Origin of the sequence: Mangrovivirga halotolerans (genome assembly GCF_026241165.1) — a bacterium.
Lineage (GTDB): Bacteria > Bacteroidota > Bacteroidia > Cytophagales > Cyclobacteriaceae > Mangrovivirga > Mangrovivirga halotolerans.
This window is the reverse complement of the sequence record NZ_JAPFQN010000016.1, coordinates 1-4,972: the sequence shown is the minus strand read 5'-3', so window position 1 is coordinate 4,972 and position 4,972 is coordinate 1. Positions and strand designations below refer to the sequence as shown.

Sequence of the window (4,972 nt, the reverse complement as noted above, 5' to 3'; positions counted from 1 at the left end):
CTGGTAGAATGTGCCTGGAGTAGTGTTCAGAAAGATCCGGTGATGCTTCAGCGGTATGAAGAGTTGTTGCAAAACCATAGCCGGAAACGGGCCATCCTGATAATCACCAGAAAACTAGTTTCAAGAATATATCGAGTATTAAAAACAAAGGAAGAATATGTGATTGGCGTAGAAAAATAGGGTAAGAGAAAGGAATACTTAAAAATAAAACCGAACTTAATACTGCGCTCGACCTCCTAACACTAATTGTGGCGTCTGGAAACAGTGACCACCTCTTCATAGCATGGGGCGAGCGCCCTTTAACAAACTAATCGGAAACTGTGACGTCCGCAATTCGGTGATCACCAATGGAAGCATGGTTTTGTTTTTATAGTCCTTAAGATCTCAAATGCTTAGATAGCCCTCAAGGCTATACGTAGCGGACCTATCAATCCGCCTGGGATTGCTATGCCCGGCCTTGACCGCTATCACTCATTTGAAAAAGAGCTAAAAGGATAAAAACAAAAAGAAAAGTTAATGATTATCAGTGATTTATATTTAAATTGAAGGGAAAGGATTATTCATGGAACATGCTGTTGGGCTTTCGTTTTTATTTCTTTTCAAATTTTTCATTCCAATAAAATGTTGATAGTTCTTTTAATCTTTCTATTGTGATGGGATTTTTCAATTCGTCAAAAAGTTCATAATCCCGACACTTAATTATCAAATTACCACCTTCGAATAAATCATTAGGAGCATCAAAACAATTTGAATGTACTACAACATTTCCAGAACTATCTGTCTCAGTGTTTATTATTGAAATGCCAAGTTCGAATATTTCCCTCCAATTTGTCAATTTATAAGAGTTATCTGTCCAAGCATCATATTCAATTAGTTCAACTCCTGTTAATTTTAGATTGAAAAATTCAAATTTTTTATCAATCAATTCTGCTAAATATTGTATTTCAATTAATAAATCAATCTTATCGGATTGGATAACTATATCATCTATTGTTCCATCATGGAAAATGTTGAAGATATCTTCTATTTCTTGAATTTTGCTCAAATTAATTTGTCTGATAATTTAATGAAGCCCAACGTCAAGGCTAAGCACAGTCGGCTCAGCCTTTCAAATATCTCAAAAGTATCTGATCCAGATACCCTTTTGCGAATAACTAAGTAAGCTGATTGGGCTTAGCGCCTGTTAGCAATATTTTTCTTATTTCTGTGCTAGTTCAATTGCTTTTTCTAAAAGCTCATCCTTTCCGCTAATTATTCCTTCGATCGATTGGATTACTTCAATATCTATTTTAACACCTTTTCGTTGAACTGGATGCATGTCTGGGTAGAAGATTCCTGAACTGGTAAAGTAAGACTTATAATTTCCGATAAATGGGTTCTCTATCATAATACCGCCAGCTCCAGCAGTTTGATTGCCAATAGTTGTGACATTATACCCATTTTGAATCCATATGGCAGTATACTCGGCTCGACTCTGAGTGTTTTTATTTACAATCAAAATTACCTGACCTTCGTATTTAGAATCATTTAAACGCTGTGTTTGTTCCGAGATGATAAACTTACCGGGATAGGACAAATCGGAGTTCATTTGTTTCACAAGGACCGTGTTTCTAGAACCAAAAAAGTTACTAAGTATATATCCATAAAACCCTTTCGGATATCCTCTTAAATCCAGAATAATTGATTTTGTATTGGTTAGTTCTTCAAGCGCTGTAATCAAGCCTTTATGCTCAATTCGGCTTAAGTTGATATAGCCTATGTTGTTATCCATTAATTTCCATGGTTCTCTTGCAATTGCTGATGGTCTAAATTGATCAAAAGAATATCTTAATATAGTTCTGACCTCTTTTTGTCCATTTCTTATGATTTCAACTTTTACACTATCCGAAGTACCATGCAAAATTTTATTAAATGAATATTTCTTTTTTGCTCCATTGTTAGCCCCATATATGTATTTGAGGTTTTGACTAATTATTTGACCCACCGGCTTATCATCTATTTTGGTTATGATATCCCCTAATTTTATATCATTGAGATTTGCAAGAGAATCATCATACAAATAGGTTATCACTACTTTGTTTTCAATTATCGTAAATGCAGCTGGAATTTGCTTGTTACCAAAAAAATCCTCTATCAAGTCCGTTGTAAAATATCCATGACTATCATCGGTTTTTACAACCAATTCCAACATAGCCAAATGGTAATCTATTTCTGAAGCTGGAGAGTGAAATTTGGGTAACATTTGAAAGAATACTTTATCCCAATCCAAGTCAATTTGATACTTGTGGGGATAGAAATATTCTATGGTATTCCAGTATCTAAAAAAAGACAACAGCCTGAGTGATTCGTTTGTCCAATCAAAATTCGCATATTGCTTTTCATTTGTTAGGGTTAAAACAGGGGGGCTTCCTTTAAAAGATAGATAATGATGCTTACCAGAATATCGGTTCTGCTCGATATATTTCAATCTATCTGAGAGTTGGTTCGTGAAAAGTTGATCATTGTTCATCCACTCTAAATCGAAATTCTTGTTAAAGAGATGAGTAGTGTCTTCTAAATTGCTGCATGATTTGCAAAGTTTAATATTTCCTAATGATTCAATCCATGTTAAATAGACAGACGATAATTCCTTTTTAGTTGAAGCTTTTTCAATTGAAGGCAGAATTTCTAAAAGCTCATTATCCCAATCAAATTTTCCCTTAGCAACATTCGGGTGATAATATTTTAGAAAGCCCCAAATTTTAGCGGTTGCAAACAGTTTTTGATTGTTATCCAGAAGTTCCTGTTGAGGAATCTTGCTGGACAGAAAAAGAATGGCTACTGTGACTATTATCAGGTTACGCATATTATTGCTAACGTCTACACTATGGCGCAGTTTTTATGTCCCCTGTGGCATAAAAATGCGGTTATAGTGATTGTTGTGCTTAGTTTATAGTTTTATCTATTCTTTGAAATTCATTTAGTTGTCCAACAATTCTTAATTGATTCTTGTCATTTAAAAAAACATCAATATTATATGATGGTTTATTATCATATCCAAAATCTTCTATTTTTTCCTTTTTCTCAAGAAACCTACCTTCGTTAATTAGGAAAATTGTTTTTGACATTCCCATTCCAGGAGCTGTTTCTACTATTTCTATTCTCCTTTGATTGTCGGAATAAATAATGTCAGGTGTTTCGTACAATTTATTTCCGGTGAATATGAAAAACATTAAGGAAAAGAAAAGATGAAGAAACGGAATGTTTAAAAATATAATTAATATGCTCAAGTATCTTGAAAGTTTGAATTTGTGATTTAGGAGAGTTGAAATCAGTATTAGAATTAACCCAGCTGAATAAATTAAAAATTCGGTATATGAACCTCTGAAATCTATATTTTCATTTAGCGACGAAAACCAAACTATTAAAATTAGAAGTCCAGAAAAAAATATTGAGAAAGACCAATCTTCAAATTGGAACTTATATTTTATTCGAATTAAAAATATAATTATCCCCAATGTAAAAATAGCAATATGTTGATAGTAGATAATGTCCATTTAATTAAGCACAACGGTTTGGCTATGTGTCCGCCGAAACCTACGGCTACTTAAAAACGCATAGCTGATACTCAAAGATAATTGCTTCATTTGGAAAACAAAACGGTGGACCATAGCCCGTGTTAGGTGGATGTTTTAATGTCTCCAAAGAAACTCTAAGTCGAAGTAATAGTTGTCTTTGTTAATTTTATCAATATAAATCTTTGTTGATTTTTTATCAGCCAAAAGAAATTCCAAAGTCTTTTTTTCCTTGCTAATTAATGGGCTATAAAAGGTTGCTTTTCTTCCTTTTAGTTCGGTGTTGAAAACGATTATACTCTGATCAATATTATTATATTCAGTATTATCATTTCCTACCAACGCATCAAGAGCCATGTAATTTGAAATCGGTGAATAACTCTGATCAATTGCTTCTCGATATTTGTTCGATTTCAGTTCACACTGTTCAAAATTCACCTCTATTTTAGTTCCGTTAGATTTTAGATTCTTTCTCCATTCGTCAAATTCAGCAAAAGTATTATCCTCTTCTCTCTTACTCAAGAATTTAAGGGAATAGAATCCGATTGCTGCTATTATTCCACCGGCAATCAAAAAATATAGATTATAGTTGGCCACTTTGAAACCTAAAAAGAAGATAAAGCCTCCTGCGACTAGTAAACCTATTCCTATGTATCCTGCAAATTTCATTTCTATGATTTAATTCCACCTAACGTCAAGGCTATGGGTCCGCCGAAACCAACGGCTACATAAAAAACGCATAGCTGAACCCCAAAGATAATAGCCCCAACTTAAAAACAAAACGGTGGCTCATAACCCTTGTTGGGCATTCGTGTATTTTTTTAATACCTCAATATTTCTTTCTATTTCAGTTGCTAAGTCAGGTCTATTATTGAAATTCCATGATTCATCACAATAATCACATTCTTCAAAAAGATCCCCTAACCATTCTGGGTATTCTTCTAGTAATCCATTGAAATTAGCTTCCAAATGAAAAAATAACTTACAAAATTCTAAAGGAGTGATTTCACGGTTTAGATATTTATTGGATTCTTCTAAAAGAATTTTAATTGCAAATAATTCCCCTTCTTTACTTAAAGGATTAAAGTCAGGATAAAATTCATCTACTAAATTATGAATAGTAGTTATTTCATGACCATCATTTAAATTTACTAATGGAAATATATGTTTTGGAAGGTTTTCCTTTTGTAGAAAGGTATTTATCCATTGCTTAAATTCAATAGGATTAAAAATATCTAACCAGATTTTGAAATAAAAGTATTTTAAACTCTCCAGTTCTTTCATTCTTTTATGATGCCCAACGTCAAGGCTATGTGTCCGCCGAAACCTACGGCTGCTTAAAAAACGCATAGCTGATACCCAAAGATAATAGCCTCATTTGGAAAACAAAACGGTGGGCCATAGGTGTTGTTGTACCT

Annotated in this window: 6 protein-coding genes; 1 reads left to right on the top strand and 5 read right to left on the bottom strand. The window is 33.3% G+C overall.

Going from position 1 to position 4,972, the window contains the following annotated elements:
* Nucleotides 1-180 (top strand): hypothetical protein (locus tag OO013_RS19905; protein ID WP_439651863.1); only part of this gene is annotated, 180 nt, incomplete at its 5' end.
* A 409-nt stretch (nucleotides 181-589) separates the two neighbouring features.
* Here the strand turns inward: OO013_RS19905 and OO013_RS19900 are convergent.
* From OO013_RS19900 to OO013_RS19880, 5 genes are all read right to left on the bottom strand, one after another.
* A complete protein-coding gene (locus OO013_RS19900) occupies nucleotides 590-1,045 on the bottom strand; it encodes a hypothetical protein (protein WP_266058873.1) in 456 nt (151 codons plus the stop codon).
* Nucleotides 1,046-1,198: 153 nt separating this feature from the next.
* Entirely contained in the window at nucleotides 1,199-2,845 is a 1,647-nt protein-coding gene (locus tag OO013_RS19895) for a S41 family peptidase (RefSeq protein ID WP_266058871.1), read from the bottom strand.
* Between the two features lie 79 nt (nucleotides 2,846-2,924).
* Nucleotides 2,925-3,212 carry a hypothetical protein gene (locus OO013_RS19890; protein WP_266058870.1) on the bottom strand — a complete coding sequence of 96 codons (288 nt, stop codon included), beginning with the start codon at nucleotides 3,210-3,212 and terminating at the stop codon, nucleotides 2,925-2,927.
* A gap of 459 nt (nucleotides 3,213-3,671) precedes the next feature.
* The gene (locus OO013_RS19885; protein ID WP_266058868.1) at nucleotides 3,672-4,223 is read right to left on the bottom strand and encodes a hypothetical protein; all 552 of its coding nucleotides are present in this window, start codon (nucleotides 4,221-4,223) and stop codon (nucleotides 3,672-3,674) included.
* Nucleotides 4,224-4,343: 120 nt separating this feature from the next.
* Nucleotides 4,344-4,838 carry a hypothetical protein gene (locus tag OO013_RS19880; protein ID WP_266058866.1) on the bottom strand — a complete coding sequence of 165 codons (495 nt, stop codon included), beginning with the start codon at nucleotides 4,836-4,838 and terminating at the stop codon, nucleotides 4,344-4,346.
* Nucleotides 4,839-4,972: the final 134 nt, after the last annotated feature.

Excerpts from the sequence above, each read along its gene's own strand:
- OO013_RS19880 (WP_266058866.1), bottom strand. The coding sequence starts at position 4,838 with ATGAAAGAACTGGAGAGTTTAAAATACTTTTATTTCAAAATCTGGTTA.
- OO013_RS19885 (WP_266058868.1), bottom strand. The coding sequence starts at position 4,223 with ATGAAATTTGCAGGATACATAGGAATAGGTTTACTAGTCGCAGGAGGC.
- OO013_RS19890 (WP_266058870.1), bottom strand. The coding sequence starts at position 3,212 with ATGTTTTTCATATTCACCGGAAATAAATTGTACGAAACACCTGACATT.
- OO013_RS19895 (WP_266058871.1), bottom strand. The coding sequence starts at position 2,845 with ATGCGTAACCTGATAATAGTCACAGTAGCCATTCTTTTTCTGTCCAGC.